Source organism: Arthrobacter sp. NPDC090010 (genome assembly GCF_044748305.1).
In the GTDB taxonomy this organism is placed as follows: Bacteria; Actinomycetota; Actinomycetes; order Actinomycetales; family Micrococcaceae; genus Arthrobacter_E.
The window spans coordinates 128,523-149,429 of sequence record NZ_JBIVFT010000006.1 but is presented as its reverse complement, the minus strand read 5'-3'; the positions used below and the strand labels follow the sequence as shown (position 1 = coordinate 149,429).

At 66.1% G+C, this 20,907-nt stretch carries 18 protein-coding genes; 4 read left to right on the top strand and 14 right to left on the bottom strand.

Going from position 1 to position 20,907, the window contains the following annotated elements:
- Positions 1 to 71: 71 nt before the first annotated feature.
- From ACIPXZ_RS10850 to ACIPXZ_RS10825, 6 genes are all read right to left on the bottom strand, one after another.
- The gene (locus ACIPXZ_RS10850; RefSeq protein WP_400593711.1) at positions 72 to 1,100 is read right to left on the bottom strand and encodes a zinc-binding dehydrogenase; all 1,029 of its coding nucleotides are present in this window, start codon (positions 1,098 to 1,100) and stop codon (positions 72 to 74) included.
- A gap of 49 nt (positions 1,101 to 1,149) precedes the next feature.
- Positions 1,150 to 1,902: a fumarylacetoacetate hydrolase family protein gene (locus ACIPXZ_RS10845; protein WP_400593709.1), complete on the bottom strand. Its 753-nt coding sequence runs from the start codon at positions 1,900 to 1,902 to the stop codon at positions 1,150 to 1,152.
- Positions 1,902 to 2,678, bottom strand: coding sequence for an SDR family oxidoreductase (locus tag ACIPXZ_RS10840; protein WP_400593706.1), 777 nt, complete (start codon positions 2,676 to 2,678; stop codon positions 1,902 to 1,904). The genes ACIPXZ_RS10845 and ACIPXZ_RS10840 overlap by 1 nt, the downstream gene beginning before the upstream one ends.
- Positions 2,675 to 4,093 (bottom strand): MFS transporter, encoded by a 1,419-nt coding sequence (locus ACIPXZ_RS10835; protein WP_400593704.1) that lies wholly within the window; start codon positions 4,091 to 4,093, stop codon positions 2,675 to 2,677. Before ACIPXZ_RS10835 ends, ACIPXZ_RS10840 begins: the two co-directional genes overlap by 4 nt.
- A gap of 208 nt (positions 4,094 to 4,301) precedes the next feature.
- A complete protein-coding gene (locus ACIPXZ_RS10830; protein WP_400593701.1) occupies positions 4,302 to 5,108 on the bottom strand; it encodes an IclR family transcriptional regulator in 807 nt (268 codons plus the stop codon).
- Between the two features lie 46 nt (positions 5,109 to 5,154).
- Positions 5,155 to 6,204 (bottom strand): D-2-hydroxyacid dehydrogenase, encoded by a 1,050-nt coding sequence (locus ACIPXZ_RS10825; RefSeq protein ID WP_400593698.1) that lies wholly within the window; start codon positions 6,202 to 6,204, stop codon positions 5,155 to 5,157.
- A 126-nt stretch (positions 6,205 to 6,330) separates the two neighbouring features.
- Between ACIPXZ_RS10825 and ACIPXZ_RS10820 the strand changes: the two genes are divergently transcribed.
- The 4 genes from ACIPXZ_RS10820 to hutG all read left to right on the top strand — a co-directional run bounded on the left by ACIPXZ_RS10820 (position 6,331) and on the right by hutG (position 9,756).
- The gene (locus tag ACIPXZ_RS10820; RefSeq protein WP_400593696.1) at positions 6,331 to 7,206 is read left to right on the top strand and encodes an NAD(P)-dependent oxidoreductase; all 876 of its coding nucleotides are present in this window, start codon (positions 6,331 to 6,333) and stop codon (positions 7,204 to 7,206) included.
- Positions 7,207 to 7,364: 158 nt separating this feature from the next.
- Positions 7,365 to 8,249, top strand: coding sequence for a hypothetical protein (locus tag ACIPXZ_RS10815; RefSeq protein ID WP_400593694.1), 885 nt, complete (start codon positions 7,365 to 7,367; stop codon positions 8,247 to 8,249).
- Positions 8,250 to 8,603, top strand: a complete 354-nt coding sequence (locus ACIPXZ_RS10810) for a GntR family transcriptional regulator (protein ID WP_400593692.1) — start codon at positions 8,250 to 8,252, stop codon at positions 8,601 to 8,603.
- A 187-nt stretch (positions 8,604 to 8,790) separates the two neighbouring features.
- Complete coding sequence (gene hutG, locus ACIPXZ_RS10805) at positions 8,791 to 9,756, top strand: formimidoylglutamase (RefSeq protein ID WP_400593689.1); 966 nt, start codon at positions 8,791 to 8,793, stop codon at positions 9,754 to 9,756.
- A gap of 59 nt (positions 9,757 to 9,815) precedes the next feature.
- Here the strand turns inward: hutG and ACIPXZ_RS10800 are convergent, their stop codons facing one another.
- The 8 genes from ACIPXZ_RS10800 to ACIPXZ_RS10765 all read right to left on the bottom strand — a co-directional run bounded on the left by ACIPXZ_RS10800 (position 9,816) and on the right by ACIPXZ_RS10765 (position 20,903).
- A complete protein-coding gene (locus ACIPXZ_RS10800) occupies positions 9,816 to 11,009 on the bottom strand; it encodes a cation:proton antiporter (protein ID WP_400593686.1) in 1,194 nt (397 codons plus the stop codon).
- A 751-nt stretch (positions 11,010 to 11,760) separates the two neighbouring features.
- Positions 11,761 to 12,513 (bottom strand): MgtC/SapB family protein, encoded by a 753-nt coding sequence (locus ACIPXZ_RS10795; RefSeq protein WP_400593683.1) that lies wholly within the window; start codon positions 12,511 to 12,513, stop codon positions 11,761 to 11,763.
- On the bottom strand, positions 12,510 to 13,487 hold the full coding sequence (locus tag ACIPXZ_RS10790) for a nucleoside hydrolase (RefSeq protein ID WP_400593680.1): 978 nt from the start codon (positions 13,485 to 13,487) through the stop codon (positions 12,510 to 12,512). Before ACIPXZ_RS10790 ends, ACIPXZ_RS10795 begins: the two co-directional genes overlap by 4 nt.
- Positions 13,484 to 14,821 carry an MFS transporter gene (locus ACIPXZ_RS10785; protein ID WP_400593677.1) on the bottom strand — a complete coding sequence of 446 codons (1,338 nt, stop codon included), beginning with the start codon at positions 14,819 to 14,821 and terminating at the stop codon, positions 13,484 to 13,486. Before ACIPXZ_RS10785 ends, ACIPXZ_RS10790 begins: the two co-directional genes overlap by 4 nt.
- A gap of 228 nt (positions 14,822 to 15,049) precedes the next feature.
- Positions 15,050 to 16,054: a LacI family DNA-binding transcriptional regulator gene (locus ACIPXZ_RS10780; RefSeq protein ID WP_400593674.1), complete on the bottom strand. Its 1,005-nt coding sequence runs from the start codon at positions 16,052 to 16,054 to the stop codon at positions 15,050 to 15,052.
- A 145-nt stretch (positions 16,055 to 16,199) separates the two neighbouring features.
- Positions 16,200 to 17,789: a histidine ammonia-lyase gene (gene hutH / locus ACIPXZ_RS10775; RefSeq protein ID WP_400593672.1), complete on the bottom strand. Its 1,590-nt coding sequence runs from the start codon at positions 17,787 to 17,789 to the stop codon at positions 16,200 to 16,202.
- Positions 17,790 to 17,951: 162 nt separating this feature from the next.
- The gene (locus tag ACIPXZ_RS10770; protein ID WP_400593670.1) at positions 17,952 to 19,667 is read right to left on the bottom strand and encodes a urocanate hydratase; all 1,716 of its coding nucleotides are present in this window, start codon (positions 19,665 to 19,667) and stop codon (positions 17,952 to 17,954) included.
- 279 nt (positions 19,668 to 19,946) lie between these two features.
- Positions 19,947 to 20,903, bottom strand: coding sequence for a nucleoside hydrolase (locus tag ACIPXZ_RS10765; RefSeq protein ID WP_400593667.1), 957 nt, complete (start codon positions 20,901 to 20,903; stop codon positions 19,947 to 19,949).
- Between the last annotated feature and the right edge of the window lie 4 nt (positions 20,904 to 20,907).

Genomic DNA, 20,907 nt, shown 5'->3' with positions numbered 1-20,907 from the left:
GCGAAGTGACAGCTGGTGCCCCAAAAACGCGGTTTTAGGGGCACCAGCTGTCACTTCGCGGACGTGCGTGGTCAGAAGGCGAGGAGCACCTTCGAGGAGACCGAAGCGTCCGCCGCCGTCGCAAAGCCAGCCAGAGCCTCCGCGGCGGGCACCACGTGGGTCACGATTCCGTCGGTCTTCAGGCTGCCGTCGCCCAGGGCGGCCAGGACTTCGGAGAATTCGTCGGCGAAGCGGAATGATCCGGTCAGGGTCAGCTCCCGGGTGATCGCCGTGGCCATCGGGACCTCGATGTTCCCGGCACGCTGCAGCCCCAGCATCACCACGGTACCGCCCCGCACGGCCGCGGAGATCGCCGCGGAGAGACCAGGCACCGTGCCGCTGGATTCGATCACGACGTCGGCATGCAGCGCCGCGATCGCCTCGCCGTCGCGCGCGTCCAGGGCCGTCGCACCCTGCCTCTGCGCGATGGCGCGGGGCACTTCGAAGAGATCCGTCGCGATGACCTCCGCCGCGCCGTGGTGGAACGCGGCAGCGATGACGAGCTGTCCGATGGGCCCTGCGCCGATCACGGCCACCCGCTTGCCGCGGACGTCACCGGCGCGCTCCAGGCCGTGCCAGGCAACCGCCGCCGGTTCGGCGAGCGCGGCGGTCTCCAGGGACAGTCCGTCCGGCACTGTGTGCAGCATCCGAGCCGGGAGGGCGACCCGTCGGGCGAAGGCGCCCTGGGTGTGCGGCAGGTGCATGGCGGAGCCGAGATACGTGGAGGCAGGGGCGAGGTTGGGCCGGTCCTGTGGGTATGGGGTCGCGCCGTCGCCGTGTGCGGTCAGCGGATGTGCCGCCACGCGGGTTCCGGCCGAAGGGCCGGTGCCGTCCGCAGCCGCCTTCAGCACCGTGCCCGACACCTCGTGCCCCAGGATCATGGGCTCGCGGAGGATGGACGCCCCCGCGGCACCGTGCTTCCAGTAGTGCAGATCCGAGCCGCAGACGCCGCCGAAGGCGATCTCGACCACGGCCTCGTCCGCTGCGGGCACGGGTTCCGGAAGCGTCTCGATGCGCAGGTCCTCTGCGGCATGGGCCACGACACCCAGATTCTCAGTCACTGTTCTTTCCAATCGTTCTGCTGGTGTTCTGGCACTGTGTCCGACGGCCCTAGTGAGTCTGTGTGGCCAGGACCATCCCGGCCACCTCGATCTCGACAAACGCGCCCGGCTCCACACTGAAATTGGAGCGCGGCGCACCGGTCATGATCACGTCCCCGGGGCCGAGCCGAAGCCACCGTGTCACGTACTCCAGGCACTCCCGGATCGAGGCGGGCAGATCCCACGTCCCCGTGGACACCCGCTCCACCCCGTCGATCCGGACGGTCATGGGCACCTCGTCGATGTCGGCCTCGGTGTCGATCCACGGGCCGAGCGGGGTGTACCCCTCGCCGCCCTTGCCCTCGAAGTTCCGCGGGTCCAGCATGGCGCGGTCCGGGCTGGACACGTCGTTCACGGCGGTCACGCCGAGCACGTACTCGTGGGCGTTCGCCGCGGTCAGGCCCTCGGTGTCCTTGCCGATCACGACGGCGATCTCACCTTCGATGGCCGGCACACCCGCATCCCGGCGCAGTGCCACGGGGACACCGGAGGCCACCACAGTCCGCGGACTCTTGAGCCACGCCTGGACCGGGCTGTGGTGCTCCGGACCGTTCTGCGCGATGCCCACCACGAGCAACGGCTCGCACGGCGCCAGGAACCGGCCCTCCACGGGGGCGGCTCCCGCCAGATCGGCGGGGGCCTCGCCGCGCGCGAAAGCCGCGAACGGGTCCTCCACCGGCACCCAGGCCGCACCGTCCGCGCGGGCCCAGAGCGCGCCGTCGGGAAGCGACGATCCATCGACCCGGAGGCGGGCGAGCCGCATCAGACGACCGCCGTCATGCCGCCGTCGACGAACAGCGTCTGCCCGTTGACGAAGTCGCTGGCGGAACTGGCCAGGAACACGAGCGCACCCACCAGGTCCTTCGTGTCGCCCCAGCGGCCCGCCGGCGTGCGCCCGCGGACCCAGGAGGAGAACTGTTCGTCCGCCACGAGGGCCTGCGTGAGCTCCGTGGCGAAGTAACCAGGGGCGATCGCATTGGCCTGGATGCCGAGCGGTGCCAGATCCGCACAGAGGCCCTTCGTCAGCATGACGATGGCGCCCTTGGTCGCCGAGTACGGGGTGATGCCTGGCCGGGCCAACTGGCTCTGGACGCTGCCGATCTGAATCAACTTGCCGCTCCCCCGTTCCACCATGCCGCGGCTGACGCGGCGTGAGAGGTAGAAGGCGCTGGAGAGGTTGGTGGCCAGCAGGGCGTCCCAGTCCTCGTCGCTGAACTCGCCGATCGGCGCGCGGCGCTGGATACCGGCGTTGTTCACCAGCACGTCCAGGGCGCCGAGCCCGGCTTCCAGTGCGGCGATGCCGGCGTCGACGGCGGCCGGGTCCGTGACGTCGAAGGTCACGCTGCGCGTCTGCGCCCCGGTGCTCTCGGCGATCTCTGCCGCGGCACGGGCGGCCTTGGCGGCGTCGCGCCCATGGACGACGACGTGCGCACCCGCCGCGGCGAGCCCCTCCACGAGGGTGCGGCCGATGCCCTGGCTGGAGCCGGTGACGAGGGCGGTCTTGCCTTCCAGGCTGAAGGCGTTGATTCCGGGGATCATGCTTCCACCTTGGTGATCATCTGAGTGGTGTTCTCCACGCCGTCGCCGGTCTCATCGCGGGAGACCTTGACGGCATCGTCCGTGCGGAGCAGATCGCGACGCAGGGTCTCGGGGACCAGGAAGGTGGCGCAGGTGGTGATGAGGGCGAGGGTGGCCATGTAGACGGCCAGCAGGAGCCAGTCGCCCTTGCTGACGGCCACGATGTAGGCGCCGAGCACGCCGGCCAGACCGCCGGAGAGGACGGCGGAGATCTCACGGGCCATGGCGACGCCCAGGTAGCGGTGCCGGTTGCCGAACATCTCCGGCAGCATGGCGCACTGCGGGCCGAGCATGGTGTTCACGGCGATGCCGATGCCCACGGCGATGACGACGACTGCGAGCCAGGTGTTGCCGAGGGAGAGCATCCACCACGCCGGGAAAGAGTAGAGCAGCATGAAGACGGCTCCGGCCCGGTATACGGCGCGGCGCCCGACACGGTCCGAGATGGCTCCCGCGATCGGCACCGAGAAGATGCCGATCAGCGAACCGAGGGACACGCCCCAGGCGAGCAGGCCCTTGTCCGCATTCTTGCCGACCACGGAGACGAAGAAGGCCAGGGAGAGCGTCTGGAACATGTATGAACCGCCGTTCTCGGCCATGCGCAGGCCGATGCCGACCACGACGCCGGGCAGGCCCTTGGTGAAGATCTCCTTCACGGGCTTCTCCTGGATCTGCTCGTGCTTCTCCAGCTCCACAAAGGTGGGGGTCTCGCGAAGCTTCGCCCGGATGAACAGAGCGATCAGGATCAGGACGAAGGAGAAGAGGAACGGCACCCGCCAGCCCCAGCTCATGAGCTGGTCCTTCGGCAGCAGGGAGATGAGGCTGAAGACGACGCCGGCCAGCAAGGTTCCGGCCTGGATGCCGATGAACGGCAGCGCGGCGAAGAATCCGCGGCGCTTGACCGGAGCGTATTCGGCCATCAGAACGGTGGATCCGGCCTGTTCCGCGCCGGCGCCGAAGCCCTGAAGCAGACGCAGGAGGACGAGGAGGACCGGCGCCCAGAGGCCGATCTGGTCGTAGGTCGGCAGGACGCCGATCAGCGTGGAGGCGCCGCCCATGAGCAGGATGGTGACCACCAGGACCCATTTGCGGCCCAGCTTGTCGCCGAGCTGTCCGAAGACCAGGCCGCCGAAGGGCCGGGCCACGAAACCGACGCCGAAGGTCGCGAACGCCGCCACGGTTGCCATGGCCGGATCACCCTGCGGGAAGAAGAGCAGGTTGAAGATCAGCGCCGTGGACAGGCCGTACAGGGCGAAATCGAAGTACTCGAGGGCGCTGCCGATGCTGGAAGCCAGGGTGGCGCGCTGAAGGTTCTTGGCGTAATCCGGGTCTGAGGCCCCGGGATGACGGACCGTATCCGCTGTGGTCACTGCCATCTCCTTTGATTGGCTGAAACGAGGTGCCGGACGCATCGATGCGTCCCGGCTCTGTGATCGAGATTACCAACCCTTTGAACCGTGTTCAATACTTTGAACAGAGAATCTGTGGTGGATGCCACAGAACGACGCGAGAGGCCAGTTGAGCACAGTCCCGGCGTGCGGGACTGTGCTCAACTGGCTTCTCGCGGATAAAAGTGAGTGGCGCCTACTTCCGGGCCGACGCTCCCAGGGGGTTGGTCAGCCGACGAGCCGCGTCCTGAAGCGCCAGGGCCACCCGCTCGATGTGCTCCGGCGTCGCCCTGGCCTCCTGGATGGCCACGCCGAGAGCCAGCTGCGGATCACCCGGCGCCCAGCCCTCCAGCGGGACGGCGACGCCGACCAGGCCCTGCATGCCCTCCCCTGGATCCAGGGTCCAGCCCCGGGCTCGGGCCCGGTCCAGCTTCTCCAGCAGATCCGGCATCTCGCGCACGCTGTTCTCCGACGCCCGCGGGAACGGAACCTGACCCGCCATGATCTCCTCGACCCGGGAATCGTCCAGCACCATGAGCAGGGCGTTGCCGGTGGCGCTGAACGCCGCGTGAATGCGAGAACCCAGGGGGGTGCCGAATCGGACGGTCCGGGAACCCTCGTGCCGGGCGAGATAGAGCGCGTCATGATCGTCCAGCATCGCCACCTGGACCACCTCATGGCGGAGTACCGGCGAGGCCTCGCACACGGCGTAGAACTCGCGGATCTGGTTGAACTGCGCTGCGAACGCCCCACCCAGTTCGGCATTGCGGCGGCCCAGCTGATACCCCGATGGGACCCGCTGGATCATGTCGCCCTCCTCCAGAGCCAGGCACAGGTTCATGGTGGAGGATTTGGCGAGCCCCAGGGCCGTGGCGATCTCCGTGAGCGTCAACGGCGCACCGGACTCCGCGAGCACCCCGAGGATCTTCAGGCTGCGGCTGACCGCAGGCGCCGGGTCACGCGTCACGCGCTCCGGAACATCGACGGCGGCGGGCTCGGCCATGGGTTCTCCCTTGAACGACGGTCGGAGTATCGGAATCGCGGAACCCTCAGTAGAACTCCACGGTGTTGACCACATTACGCAATGGACGTCCATCGAGCAGGCGCGTGGCGTTCTCCGCGAAGAGGCGGGCGATCCGCTCCTCCTCCTTGGAGTTCAGGGCGGCGGTGTGCGGGCTGATCAGCACGTCCTCGCGGCTCCACAGCGGCGACCCGGCAGGAAGGGGCTCCACCTCGAAGACGTCCAGAGCCGCGAAGGAGACCCGGCCGCTTTCCAGCGCGTCGAGCAGGGCGGACTCATCGATCACGGTCCCGCGCCCGACATTGGACACGATGGCTCCGGGCTTGATGGCGCCGAGCACCTCATGCCCCACCAGATGATGGGTCTGCTCGGTGCCGGGAAGGGTCACCACCAGGGCGTCGGCTTCGGACGCCGCCTGCGCGAGCTCCTCCACCGGGATGAGGCGGTCCACCCCCTCCACGGGCGCGCCGCTGCGCGTGGTTCCCCAGACAGTGGCTCCCAGGGCCTTGAAACGACGGGCGCATTCGGCGCCGATACCGCCCAGGCCGACCACCAGGACGGTCATCTCGTCGAGCTGCTTCATCTCCCAGCGGTCGCTCCACTCCTTGGAACGCTGCTGGGCCTGAAGCCGCGGCAGCGACTTGGCGCCGGCCAGCACGCCGAAGACGGCGAACTCGGCGAGCGGCCCGCCATGGACACCGGCCGACGTCGTGAACGTGATCCGCTCGAGCGCCTCGGCGGGCAGGCCGGCCGCCTTGACCTGGCTGCCGCCGCCTGCGGCGGTGGTGTGCACCCAGCGCAGCTTCGGGTTGGCCGCCACGGAACGCGCCAGGGCGGAGGCGTCGACGTCGGGGATTCCGAAGAGGAAGTCTGCGGAGTCGACAAGGGTGTCGAAACTCTGCTGCTGCGTTTCCGTGCGGACGTGATCCGGATCGCCGGACCAGTCGGCCGCGCCGCGCATGGGGTGGTAGAGCTCGTGCTCGCGGACCACCTCGAGGCGCGGTTCCAGCGATTCGATCAGGCGGCAGTGCTCTTCGGAGAGCGGGACGGCGACGACGGCGCGTGCTTTCTCAGACATGGGAGTCCCCTTCTTTGCGGCAGTCCGGGCGGCACCTGTGAGGAGGCGCACAACTCTGTCCAGAGTAACGTGAATTCAACCAGTTGAACACTGTTCTAAATATTGGATTTGTCATACTCTGGAATCATGACCACGACCACACTCGGCATCATCGGCCTGGGCGCGATGGGCGCCCCCATGGCGAAGCACCTGCTCGCCCGGCACGGCTCCCTGGCCATCACCGCACGACGCCCTCAGCCCGAACTGACTGAGGCCGGGGCCACCTGGGCCGCCACACCACGCGAAGTGGCAGCCGCGGCGGACGCCCTCCTCGTCATGCTCCCAGATCTTCCGCAGTTGGAGGAAGTCCTGTCCGGCGACGACGGAATCCTGGCCGGTGTGCGCGGCAGCGGCCTGCTGCTCATGATCGGTTCCACGAGCTCCGCCACCGGGGTCCGCGCCCTGGCCGAGCGGCTCGCCACCGAGACCGACGGACGGGTGCGGGTGGTGGACTGCCCTGTCTCGGGCGGCGAGGACGGCGCGAACGCCGGAACGCTCTCCATCATGCTCGGCGGGACGGACGACGACGCCGCGCTGGCCACGGAACTGCTGTCGCCGTGCGGTACACCGGTGCACCTGGGGCCGCTCGGCGCCGGACAGGTGGCCAAAGCTTGCAATCAGATGGTGGTCTCCGCGACCATTCTGGCGCTGGGCGAGGCGACGGTTCTGGCAGATCGCTCCGGAATCGACCTGGACAAGATGTGGGGCCTGCTCTCCGGCGGCTACGCGGGATCCCGGCTGCTGGACTCTCGGCGGGACAAGCTCGTGAGCGGGGACGACTCCCCCTCCGGCGTTGCGAAGTACATGGTCAAGGACCTCGCCTCCGCCGCCGAGATCGCGGCGGCCACCGGAACGAATCCGGCACTGCTCCCCGCCCTCCGCTCCGCCTTCGACGAGATCGTGGCATCCGGACTGGGTGATCAGGACATCTCGGTGAGCCGGAGGTTCGTCGCGGAGCGGTAGCCCTCCTCCGCTCTGGGGCTTGCGTGCTCACGTGTCGCGGGCATTCCTGCCCGGAACCCGCAGCACGTGAGCATGCAACGAAGGATTGAACCCCTTGTATCTCCCGACTGGTACAAGCAGAATGGCCTTGTACCAGTCGGCGGATACAAGGGGATGTCATGTCAGCGATCCTGTTCATCGGAGGATGGCTGCTGATTGCGTTCAGCAGCAGTTTCCAGCTGCGCACCGGTCCACTGAGCGCCACATATGGACGACTCACCTTCATGCTCGCCGAGTTCCTGTTCGTGATTTCACTGGGATTCTCACTTCACGAACAGCACCCGGAGTGGCTCGGCCTTCCGCTCTTCATCGCTCCCGGTGCCGGGCTCGCCTTCGCCTTGCTCATCTTCGGCACCTACAACGATGGCGGACGGAAGAAGATCTCTCCCGTACGTTCTGCGAATCTCGCGACCAGAACAGCAGGAAGCTACATCCCCCAGAAATCCCGGCGGAAGCTCATGATCATGGCAGCAGCCATCATGATCCTGGTGCTGATCGGAGGACTCACATCCAGCAAGGACTCCTCCGGCGCATACCGCGCGTTCAGCGTGCACAGCGCAGGCCTGGATGCCGCCTCGGCGCCCTATCCCGGCTGGTTCTACGGCGTCCCCGTGCTCTTGACACTGCCTCTGATCGCGTTGGGGGCCTGGGCGTCGTTGCGCCGGGTCCGTCTTCTTCCGGCCATCGTCACTGACACCACAGCGGACGCACGCTGGCGAGTCTCACTCTCCGAAGTGCTCCTGTCAGCCGTGGAGATAGCGCTCCTCTGCAACGCCGCAGCCCTCGTATTCGGGTTCGCCACCGCATTCTCCGCGCTTGGTTCCGTGAGTTCGGAGCCGGTTCCCCTGTACATCGTCCAGGCCATCCTCCGCGTCGCAGGAATATCCCTGGGCATCTGGGCAGTCGTCCTGTTCATCCGGTCCGCGCTCCGCACGATCCAGTTCAAAAAAATCGTGGCTGTCCAGCACTTCTCGGCACCGATTCCCGCCAGCCGGGAGCGCTGAATGCTCATCACCGTCGACGTCACGAGTCCGGTACCCGTCTTCGAACAGCTCCGGGAACAGATCGCGGCGCAGATCATGCTCGGTGCGCTGCCGGTGGGAGAGCGCCTGCCTCCGATCCGGCAGCTCGCCTCCGATCTGGCCCTCTCCCCCGGCACTGTGGCCCGCAGCTACGCGGCGCTGGAAGCCGAGGGGCTCATCGTCACCATGCGCGGCCAGGGAACACGGGTTGCCGCACAAGCCGGCCCCGTGGACACCGGGATCAACGCCGCGGCCGAGGCCTATCTCGAAGCCGGACGGCACGCCGGCCTGAATCTGAAAGAACTCATCGCCCTGCTCCGGGCACGTCACGGCTGACCCGTCCCGTGCCTCCTGCGCCCCTTACCCCCGGGGCTTGCGTGCTCACGTGTCGCGGGTATTCCTGCCCGGAACTCGCCACACGTGAGCATGCAAGGAAGGCGGCCTTCGCTCCGCGTCCGGGACTCCGGACAGGCCGGCCGTTCAGCCTCTCGGCTTCCGCCTCGGAAACGGGTGAAATGGAACCATGACCCTGCGCGCACCTTCCGTCGACGTTGCCCCTCAGCCCTGGACCGGCCGCTATGACGGCGACGGTCCCCTGCACGCCCGGCACTGGCAACGTGTGCAGGCGCTCACCGGCAGCACCGACACCGAGAGCCGGCCCGCCGTCGTCGTCGGTCTCGCGAGCGACGCCGGCGTGGCCCGCAACAAGGGGCGCGTAGGCGCTGCCGCGGGCCCGGCCGCGATCCGCGCCGCGCTCGGCCCGCTCGCCGTGCATGACACTCGCGAACTCGCCGATGCCGGGGACATCCGGGTGGAAGACGATGCCCTGGAAGCCGGGCAGGCGCGCTTCGGTGCGGCCGTCGCCTCCCTGATCGACGACGGCGCGCTCACGGTGGGGCTCGGCGGCGGGCACGAAATCGCGTTCGCCAGCTACCTCGGCGTCGCCGGAAGTGCCCGGGTGTCCACCGAGGGAGCCCGCTGGGGCGTCCTCAACCTGGACGCGCATTTCGACCTCCGCGATGAGGAGAACCCCAGTTCCGGGACGCCGTTCCTGCAGATGGCGCGCGAGGAGAAGGCCAAGGGCCGCGAACTGAACTACGCCGTGCTGGGCATCAGCCGCGCGAACAACACCCGGGTGCTGTTCGAAGAGGCCGACGGCCTCGGCGTGAAATACCTGCTGGATGAAGACTGCTCCCGTGCCTCCGCCGAGAAGTTCGTCACCGAGTTCCTGGACGGCCTCGACGCCCTCTATCTGACCATCGATCTGGACGTCATGCCCGCCGCCGTCGCCCCGGGTGTGAGCGCACCGGCCGCCTACGGTGTGCCCTTGGAGATCATCAACGCCGTGTGCCGGCAGGTCGCCGCGAGCGGCAAGCTGCTCCACGTCGATGTGGCCGAACTGAACCCGTCCTTCGACATCGATGGCCGCACCGCCAAGGTGGCGGCCCGTCTCCTGGACACGATCGTGGGCGCCGCACTGGACGCCTGAGCACTCTCAGTCTCACGCGAGAAGCCAGTTGAGCACAGTGTTCCGGTCACGGACTGTGCTCAACTGGCTTCTCGCGGCGGGGACGAGGGGGACGTCGTGGCGGGACGGGTCTCGTCGTCCGCGGCGACAGTGAACCTCTTCGCCGCAAAGCTCCCCGAAACCGTGGTCGCGGCGATGGTCACCAGCGCGCCCAGGATCAAGGCACTCGCCTCGCCCGGGGCCAGAAGATGGTTCTGGGTGCCGATGGTCGCGGCGGCCACCGGAACACCCAGCTGCGCCGAAGCCATGACGGCCAACGGCACCGGCGCGCCCAACGCCCGCCCCACGCCGTGGCTGAGCACGGCCCCCAATCCCAAGGCGAGACCGAGCAGGATCATCGACGGATTGACGGCCAGCTCCCGCATGTTCAGGGAGGCGCCGAGCCAGACGAAGAACAGCGGCCCCAGAAAGCCTTCAGTGATGGCGAACAGTTGCCGGGCCAGGCGCCGAGGCTCCCCCACCGCCGCGACGGCCAGCCCGAAACTGAACCCGGCAAGCATGATCGAAACATGCATGAGGCTCGCGAGGGCCGCCAGGGCGAAGAGAATCACCAACTGCACCCGCAGTTCCACGGCGAACAGGCGATTCTCGGAGACGGTGTGAACCCGGTGGCGCAGTCCGCTCTTCTCCCCCTGACGGAGCACGAAATAGAGCACGACGGCGCACGCCGCCACCGCGAGAGCCCCCAGTGCGGCACGTGGGGCGTGGGCGGGATCGATCGCCAAGGGGAGGGCCACGATCGCTGCGGTGTCCGCGATGGCGACGGCGGCGATGGTCTGCAGCACCTGCGGCCCACCGAGACTCAGCCCGTCCACGATCGGCAGCACCAGGGCTGCGGAGCTGGAAGCCATGAGCACGGCGTAGAGCGGGGCATGGTTCAGCCCGAAGAGGGCGGCGACCCCGACACCCAGGGCCGCCGAGACCACCACGGTGACCACGACCCGGAGCACCCCCTTGCCCAGGGCGCTGCGGATCCGGGCGTCGCGAACCGGCACGTGGGTCCCGGCCACGAACATGATGAGGGCGAAGCCCATGTCGGCCAGGAAGGTGAAGGTCTCATTCGAGGCGTCGACCAGACCGAAACCGGTGCGCCCGATGACCAGGCCCGCCACCAGCTCCCCGAGGACCAGCGGAATGTGCCATTTCCGGGGCAACGCCAGCAGGGGCCCCAGAAGAGCCACGAGCACCACCAGCGACAAGGCAGGAAATCCCATGGCCTGACTCTATACGGTGAACGCGGGGTCACTTAAGGCCCGATCCCGGAGGATTCAAGGGCTCTAAGTGACCCCGCGTCGGCGGGTGGAAGATCAGGCCGATATGGCCGCTCGTGGAGAACCGAGTACGTGCCGGCTGAGAGTCTGCCAACTGAAAATTCCTTGACTTCTTTCTCGGGAGACTGACACCAGTTCCACAGCGCCAATCGTCAGTTCCGCACCACTCCGCAACCCGGGCAACCTTAGTGCCGCAGCCAAGTTCGCCGTATTACCTCTTCGAGTGCCGTACGCGAGGGTCACGTGAGGGAACGTTGTCGTCGAAATATGACCTGCCACAGTACCCGTTTCCTCTACCACTGACTTGCGCAAGGTCTCACACAGATTCGTCCAGGCCTGCGACTGAATCCCCGGAAGGATCACGCTGTCGTCAGTCAGAGCGGCGGCCGCGAGCGGGATACCAAACTGGCTCAAGGTCTGAACACTACGCTCCAGAGCATCACCAAGTTCTAAAACGAACTCAGCAGGAATATCTTGCACATAGTGCGGAAGTCGTAGAACCGTAGCGTGCAGATACCGAAGCGGTTGCATAGAACAAAGGTCTGAACTCTTCAGTATTGCAGAGTACTCGGACGCATACTGGACGAGGGCCGGGTCTGGTGCGACGTATATATGCAGAGAGCCGGATTCGTAGCGCCAATCATGCTTATTGGTGGCAAAGAAATCTCTCATGGTTACGTCAGCCCCCGAGCTCCTATTCGCTGTCATCGTCCAAGCTGACTCCGGTAACGTCATCCAACTGAGACAGGCTGCGGATGAGATCGGGCAGGCTTGCCGTTCCCTCAAGCTCTATCTCGACTTCCACTTGCTCTGCCTGGAGCGTCGCAACATCCGTTCCAGCAGCCAACCGTGATAGGACTCCTCCGGTCGACGTTTCGCCGCGGGTCGTCGTGAATCCATGAATGAGCATCCCGTGTTCCGTGCACGTCAGAATGATCCGTCGAAGGGCACCTGTGCCATCGCAATATCGGACTCTCAAGGTGTGGCAACGCCGACTTGCGATGCCAGTGGAACGCACGATCACAGGGTAGAGGTAAGCGACGAGGAAATGTGCCGATGTGACAAAGACGGCTGGGACCACCAAACCTGCACCTGCCGACGTACCAATCGCAGCAGTAAGCCATACCGATGCAGCAGTGGTCAGCCCACGGACCTTATTTCGCCGAACGAAAACCAGACCAGCACCCAGGAAACCGATGCCCGAGACGATCTGTGCCGCTACGCGAGACGGGTCCAACGAAACGCTCCCTGGGTCAGCAACGTCGTCGAACCCATACTTGCTAACCACCATGAAAAGCGCAGCAGCAAGACCAACCAGAGTATGAGTGCGCATGCCCGTGGATTTTTGCCGAAGTTGTCGCTCCACTCCCACCGCAGTGGAGAGGATCAGCGCGATACTGAGACACAACAGGATCTGCCACCACTGAGTATGGTCGGTGAGGATCATGCGGAGGTCCTTTCTCGCCTACGAGCCCCGAGTAGAGCGTCACGGAGAAGCCCCAGTAACGCCGAGTTGTCTATTGTTTCGACAATTCTCACGATGGGTCCGCTTGATGCGAACGTAGTCTTCCCCCGATCCGGTCCTTGGAGTGCAATCTCTACCGATACATCGCTGTACGTGGCGATTTCCGGCCTGAGCACCACTGCGACCGCCGCAGCGTCGTGAATCCAGCACCCCCGTATTCCCCGGGTACTGGCCGAGTAATCTACCCATGGTCTGACTGCGGGGATGAGCGACCTGGCCATGCCGGAATCAATCTCCTCCAGGCAATCCAAATCGCCCGCCGTAAGCATCGTGCGCGTGGTTGCATCCATTGACACCAATGTGATGGGCGCCCCACAGCTGAGCACGGCTGCCGCCGAGTCGGGATCGTAGGAGAAATTGGTCTCCACTCGGTACCCAGGAACCGACAGCGCTCCTCCCATGATGGTCAGAGATCGGAGCTTGTCGGGCAAGCCCGGAACCGCCTGCACTGCAGCGGCAATGTTGGTGAGCGGTCCTGTTGCTATAAGGTCGATCCGACCAGGTGCGCCTTCAACCGCTTCAATAATCGCCGTCGCCGCCGTACGCCTATCGGCGACGTAGTTTCGGGGTTCCGGAACACCTGCCCAGGCGCGCTGCACCGCCGGATCCAAACCAGGACGATCGAGCCGGTCCCGATGATAAAGCGCAGTCTCGCTCAACGGTTCAGTGCCCGACATTGCGACCGGAACATCGATTCCCCAGTCCTCTAGGAGTGTTCGCGCCGATGCGAATCCGAGAGGTGCCGGCGTATTGCCGCTGACGATCGTCACTTGCTCCAGCCACGCGTCAGGCAGGCCGGCTGCTAGAGCGAGCGCGAGCCCGTCGTCGACGTTACGTCCAGGGACGCCGACTCCAGGATCACAGTCGACGATGAGATGGCGCATCTCCCGTTTCACGAGGCATCCTCGGCCAAGGTCAGATCGCGCCCACGGGTCTCTGGAGCAACCAGCGTAGTAACGAAGCCAATCAGGGCCATGATGCAGAAATACGCTGCCACTGCCCACCAATGGCCGAACGCCACAAGCAGAGCGGACGCCGCTACTGGTGCAATACCTCCCGAGAACATTGCACCGATCTCCTTGGCCATCGCCATCTTGGTGTAGCGGTTTCGGATTCCGAACAACTCCACACCATAGGCCGCCTGGGCAGCGAAAATGCCCACGCACGCCAGACTCACGCCGACCACAATGACAGCAAAGATAATGGCCGGGTTTCGAGTGTCCAACAGCGCATAGGCCGGGAAGGGGAAAACCGTAAGGGCAGCACAGAAAAAGCGATAGACAGGGCGCCGGCCGAAGCGGTCAGACAGGTATCCGGTCAAAGGGATGATGGCAAGTCCAAGGACCGATGCAATGAAGACCGCAGTGGCGGGAACAGACTGATCCACGACCAGAACCTTCGCCACGTAACCGACCATGAAGGTCTGCGAGAGGTATGACGGACCGTTTTCGGCGACACGGAGCCCCAGCATTACGAAGAAGGCTTTGGACGATCCCGATCGCGCGATCCGACGATCAGTGTTTCGCACCAAACCTTGCGCAGTTGCATCGGTTTTGTGTTGTTCGAACACCGGGCTTTCAGTCAGTGAACGACGGATCACTAGCGCAACGATCGTGATCAGAGCACTGCCTACGAAGGGGATGCGCCAAGCCCAGCCGACGACATCCGACATAGGCAGCTGCATGATCAAGAGCCAGACACCAGAGGACAACAGAATTCCGCTGTTGGATCCGAGCGCAATGACCGAGGAAACGAGGCCACGGTGCCGCGCCGGTGCATGCTCGGCCAGAAGGATGACGCCACCGGAAAGCTCAGCCCCGGCGCCGAACCCCTGCATGAGCCTTAGCACAACAAGGAGCGCGGGCGCCCAGAAACCCACTTGGGCGTACCCAGGAAGCAAGCCGATCAGCGTCGTAGCGGCACCCATCATCGAAATCGTGATCACCAATACGGCCTTCCGACCGTACTTGTCACCGAATCTGCCGAAGACGAACGCCCCCACCGGGCGAGCCAGGAAACCGACAGCATACGTTGAGAAACCGGATAGCAGGGCGACCGCCGGGGACGCACCAGGAAAGAAGACGTCACCGAACACCAGACCTGCAGCGAGGCCGTAGAGCGCGAAGTCAACGTACTCCATAGTGGTTCCCAGCCACGTCGAGAACACCGCGTTGACGACTTCTTTCTTCCGCCTCACCAACGGTGCTTGAGGATCGGCATCTGGCGGCATCGATGGTTCTCTCCGTCGGCTCGCGGGCGACTTCTGTTGACTTAGCATGAACTGCCTCCACGGTGATAGCAGATATCAAAACTCTACGCGCGTAGACGATGCGCGTAGAGTCAGACTAGCGCCCACCTCCGGAGAGGACAAGGATTCAAACATCAGGGCAATCAATCCGTGGCTAGAGCCACAGTGAACCCTCACCGTCGGTAGCAGCGATGCCGGGCAGCTGTGCAACTAGCGTCTATTGGGACAACCGCACGAGGCTCGTGGCACAAGTTCGAAATCGAACCCGACCGGTCCGACATCATAAGCCTTAGGATCGCGCAAGATGTCGAGAGCTCTAGCGGCCATCTCCGCGACCGGCTGTTCAATGGTGGCAAGCGAAGGCACACTGAACCTGGCCTCGCCTGTGCCGTTGAAACACAACAATGCAACATCGTCAGGAACCCGAAACCCCGCGTCACAGAACGCGGCCAAAGCACCGAGCGCCTGCCGCTCATTGGACGCGAAAACCGCATCCGGAAGCGGCCCGACCTTCGTCATCAAGGTCGCCGCCGCGTATCCGCCGTCCCTGCTGTACTCAGCGTGTTCGATGGGTCCGGCCTGCGCCGTATCTGTAGCAGACAGTGCCGCCTGCCAACCCGCAAGACGTTCCCAGGTGTTCATCATGTGTGTAGGACCGGCGATGAGACCAATCCTGCGGTAACCGTGCTGAATCAGATGTTGAGTCCCCGCTTCACCTGCTGCGCGTTCATCCACACGCACTGAAGCCGTGACACCGTCCGAATGGGCATGGGTAAAAACAACTACCGGGGTTCCTGCGGCCTTGATCACGTCCAGGTGAAGGTCTTGGTCAACCCCCATGTAAATAATTCCGTCGACCTGGCGGCTCAGAAAGTTCCGGATGATTTCGAGCTCACGCCCCTTATCATCGGCCGAATCACCGAGCAGCAACACCCCTTTACCTGCGAAGACCCGCTCCTCCAAGGCGTGAGCGATTGACGCAATGAAGGGATTCGTGATGTTAGGAACCACGAAGCCGTAGGTGTTCGAGGAACCTCGTGCCAAGGACTGAGCGATGCTATTGGGCTGATACCCGGTCTTGTCAATCGCCGCCAGGACTTTCTCCCTCAGCGCCTTGGAGACCGGCCGTGGTCCATCATTGATCACGTAACTCACCACCGCGACAGACGTCCCCGCCTCACGTGCCACGTCTTCGCGCGTTACCCTGGTCCGCATATCCCTGCCTGGTCGATAATGAGAAGAGTATTCTACGTACAGCCTCTCCCATGGCCTGACTCTATACGGCGAACGCGGGGTCACTTAAGGCCCGATCCCGGAGGATTCAAGGGCTCTAAGTGACCCCGCGTCGGCGGGTGGAAGATCAGGCCAGGGTGCCCACGGCCTTCTCTGCTGCTTCGCGGATCGCACCGGCGCCCACGAGCTTGTCGGCGGACTCCAGCTCCGGGGAGAGGAAACGGTCGGCGCCCGGGCCCTCGACGACGGCGCGCAGCACCTCGAGCACGGCGGCACCGGCGGGGCCGGGGGTCAGCTCACCGTCGGACAGCTGGGTGCGGATGTCCAGGGCGCGGCAGCTGGCGACCAGTTCGATGGCCAGGACGCGGCGGAGGTTCTCCACGGCCTTGCGCAGCTTGCGGGCGGCGTGCCAGCCCATGGACACGTGGTCCTCCTGCATGGCGGAGCTCGGGATGGAGTCCACGGATGCCGGGACGGCCAGGCGCTTGTTGTCCGAGACGAGGCCGGCCTGGGTGTACTGGGCGATCATGAGGCCGGAGTCGACTCCGGGATCGTCGGCGAGGAAGGCCGGCAGACCGTGCGAGCGGGCCGGGTCCAGCATGCGGTCGGTACGACGCTCGGCGATGGAGGACAGGTCCGCCACGGCGATGGAGAGGAAGTCCAGCACGTAGGCCACGGGGGCGCCGTGGAAGTTGCCGTTGGAGGACACGCGGCCGTCGGGCAGGACCACCGGGTTGTCGATCGCGGCGGCGAGCTCACGGGTGGCGACCAGCTCGGCGTGGGTCACGGTGTCGCGGACAGCACCGGCCACCTGTGGGGCGCAGCGCAGCGAGTAGGCGTCCTGCACACGGGAGTCGCCCACGCGGTGCGAGGCCACGATCTTGGAGTCGGAGAGCACCTTGAGCATGTTGTCGGCGCTGGCGGCCTGGCCCGGGTGCGGACGCAGAGCAGCGTGCAGCTCAGGCAGGAACACCTGATCCGTGCCGAGCAGCGCCTCAACGGAGAGCGCGGCGGTGATGTCCGCCGTCGTCATCAGATTGCGGAGGTCCGCGATGGCCATGAGCAGCATGCCGAGCATGCCCTCGGTGCCGTTGACGAGCGCGAGGCCCTCCTTCTCGGCGAGCGTGACCGGCTCGATGCCGTGCGCGGCGAGCAGCTCGGCGACGGACGGGCGGCCTGCGACGCCGTAGAGCTCTCCGTCGGGGCCCGCGGCTTCGCCTTCACCCATGACCACGAGGGCGCAATGGGAGAGCGGGGCGAGGTCGCCGGAGCAGCCCAGGGAACCGAACTCGCGGACCAGCGGGGTGATGCCGGCGTTGAGGACCTTGACGAAGGTCTCCAGAACCTCGGCGCGAACACCGGTGCGGCCGGAGGCCATGGTCTTGGCGCGCAGGAACATGATGCCGCGGACGACTTCGCGCTCCACGGCCGGGCCCATGCCGGCGGAGTGGCTGCGGATCAGCGACTTCTGCAGCTGGGTGCGCATGTCGTTGGGGATGTGGCGGTTGGCCAGGGCACCGAAGCCGGTGGAGATGCCGTAAGCGGGGGTGTCGCTGACGGCCAGCTCGTCGATGTGGGCACGGACCTTGGACACGTTGTCCAAGGCTTCCTGGGAGATGGTGATCTGGGCGCCGTGACGGGCGACGGCGAGGACGTCCTCGGCGGTGACGCCGGCGGAGTTGAGGACGACCGTGGTCTCAGCAGTGGTGGTGGTCATGAGAAGTCTCTGTTCCTTAGGAGAATCGACTGCTCCGTAGTTGTCGTTTTGAACCCTCAAAACGACAACTACGGAGGGCCCACGCCGGCGAGGGGCCCCGAGCGAGGTACGAGCTTGGGGAGCCGGTGGGGACAATAGATGGAAGTGGGTCAATCCTGGGTGTCAGCCCTGCATCGGAATCCGGACACCGCGCTCGGCGGCGACCTCGACGGCGCGCTCGTAGCCGGCGTCGACGTGGCGGATGACGCCCATGCCCGGGTCGTTGGTGAGGAGTGCGGTCAGCTTGGCGGCGGCCAGCTCGGTGCCGTCGGCCACGGAGACCTGGCCCGTGTGGATGGAGCGGCCGATGCCCACGCCACCACCGTGGTGGATGGAGACCCAGGTCGCGCCGGAGGAAGCGGCGGTCAGGGCGTTCAGCAGGGGCCAGTCGGCGATGGCGTCGGAGCCGTCCTTCATGGCTTCGGTCTCGCGGTACGGGGAGGCCACGGAACCGGAATCGAGGTGGTCACGGCCGATGACGATCGGGGCCTTGACCTTGCCCTCGGCGACCAGCTTGTTGAAGAGCAGGCCGGCCTTGTGACGCTCGCCGTAGCCGAGCCAGCAGATGCGGGCCGGGAGGCCTTCGAACTCCACACGCTCCTGAGCGGCGTCGATCCACTTGTGGAGGTGCTTGTTCTCCGGGAAGAGCTCCTTGATGGCCTCATCGGTGACGCGGATGTCCTCGGGATCGCCGGAGAGGGCGACCCAGCGGAACGGGCCGAGGCCCTCGCAGAACAGCGGGCGGATGTACGCCGGGACGAAGCCGGGGAAGGAGAAGGCACGCTCGTAGCCGCCCTTGCGGGCCTCGTCGCGGATGGAGTTGCCGTAGTCGAAGACCTCGGCGCCGGCATCCTGGAACTCGACCATGGCCTGGACGTGGCGGGCCATGGAGACCTGAGCCTTCTTGGTGAAGCCTTCGGGATCGCCCTCGGCCTCGCGCTTCCACTCGTCCATGGCGATGCCCTCGGGCAGGTAGGACAGCGGGTCGTGTGCGGAGGTCTGGTCGGTGACGACGTCGATGGTCAGCTCGCCGGCCTTGTGGCGGCGCAGCAGCTCCGGGAAGACCTCGGCGGCGTTGCCGACGTAGCCCACGGACCAGCCACGACGCTCTTCCTTGGCCTTGTTCACCTTGGCGATGGCGGCGTCCAGATCGGTCTCCACCTCATCCAGGTAACGCTTGCCGACGCGGCGGCGCAGACGGGTCTCGTCGACGTCGACGATAAGGCAGGCGCCGTCGTTCAGGGTCACGGCGAGCGGCTGAGCGCCGCCCATGCCGCCGCAGCCGCCGGTCAGGGTCAGGGTGCCGGCCAGCGGGCCCTCGTTGCCGGTGCTGGGAGCCATGCGGCCCTCAGCCTGGAGCTTGTTGCCGACGGCGGCGAAGGTCTCGTAGGTGCCCTGCAGGATGCCCTGGGTGCCGATGTAGATCCAGGAACCGGCGGTCATCTGGCCGTACATCATGAGGCCCTCGGCCTCGAGGCGGCGGAACTCGGGCCAGGTGGCCCAGTCGCCCACCAGGTTGGAGTTGGCGATGAGCACGCGCGGGGCCCACTTGTTGGTGCGGAACACGCCCACCGGCTTGCCGGACTGGACCAGGAGGGTCTCGTCCTCCTCCATGTCCTTCAGGGTGTCGGAGATGGCGTCGAACGCCTTCCAGGAGCGGGCGGCGCGGCCGGTGCCGCCGTAGACGACCAGGTCCTCGGGGTGTTCTGCGACCTCCGGGTCGAGGTTGTTCATGAGCATGCGCAGGGGCGCTTCGGTCTGCCAGCTCTTGGCGGAGATCTCGGTGCCGCGGGGTGCCTTGACCGGGCGGGTTCCGGTGGTGAAATCGGCGGGTGCCATGGTGACTCCTTGGGGCGTCGGGGTTCGATGCGCTCTCCTCGTCCGGCGTCCTTGCCGTCGCGGATTCTGCGCTGTGCTTCCCTACAACTACACCGCACTTGGAGCCCCGCCACGAGAGGCTTTCCAGGGGTCTTGTCCGGAATCCCGGACGTCTGCGTCCGGAGTTCCGGACAGGACGGTTCTGGAAGGGTTGTGAGGCCCGCCACGTCGCCAGGTGTACGTCAGGGGCCAGTGACCGCGGCCTGCACTGGCCGCTGGCGTACACCTGGCGGAAGCCGCTCAGAACGCCCGCATCAGGCTCTCCACCAGGAAGTCCGGGAACCCCGCCTCAGCCTCCAGCACCACCCGGCAATGCGCACCGCTCTGGTCGCCGTTGCCACGGTACCTGCCGCGCAGATCGCAGACCGTGGCGCCACGTGCGGGACCGTTCCCCGTCTCGACCGCGACTCGCACCGACGGCGCATCGGTCACCGCCACGTCTCCGATGGCGATGGCCGCTGCGAGCGGATCGTGCATCGCGGAGCAAGGCCTGCCGAAGATCTCCCGGTAGAACTCGAAGTAGTGTTCCAGCATCCGCCCGAGCGCTTCCGGGACGGGCCGCCCGGAGTCGGCCAGCCGCCGTCGTCGGTCCTCCTCCATCACTTCCGCCATGGTCACGTCCAAGGGCACCAGCGTGACCGGCCAAGGAGCTGCGAGGACCTCCGCCGCGGCTTCAGGGTCGTGGAAGATGTTCGCCTCGGCGGCCGCGGTGATGTTGCCGGGGGCGAGGGCCGCGCCGCCCATGATGGTCACGTGCGCCACCAGTTCCGGAAGCCGGGGCTCACGACGCAGCGCCTCGGCGAGATTGGTCAACGGGGCGACGGCGATGACGTGCAGCTTCCCCCGCTGTTCGTGCGCCAGGCGGATCAGCATCTCCGCCGCGGTCTCCGCCTCAGGTTCCCGCGGAGAGCGCGGCAGCCGAACCCCTCCCATGCCGTTGTCGCCGTGCACGTGCGGGGATCCCCCACCGTACGGCGCGGCCTGGAAGTCATGGTTGCCGATCGCCACCGGGATGTCGGACCGGCCTGCGAGCGCCAACAGGTCCAGGGTGTTGCGGGCGCACTGCGCGGCGTCACTGTTGCCGCTGACCGTGCCGACGCCCAGCAGCTCCGCACGAGGCGAAGCGAGCAAATACGCCAGCGCCAGGGCGTCATCGATCCCGGTGTCGCAGTCGAGGTAGACGGGGGTGGTGTCCATGAGG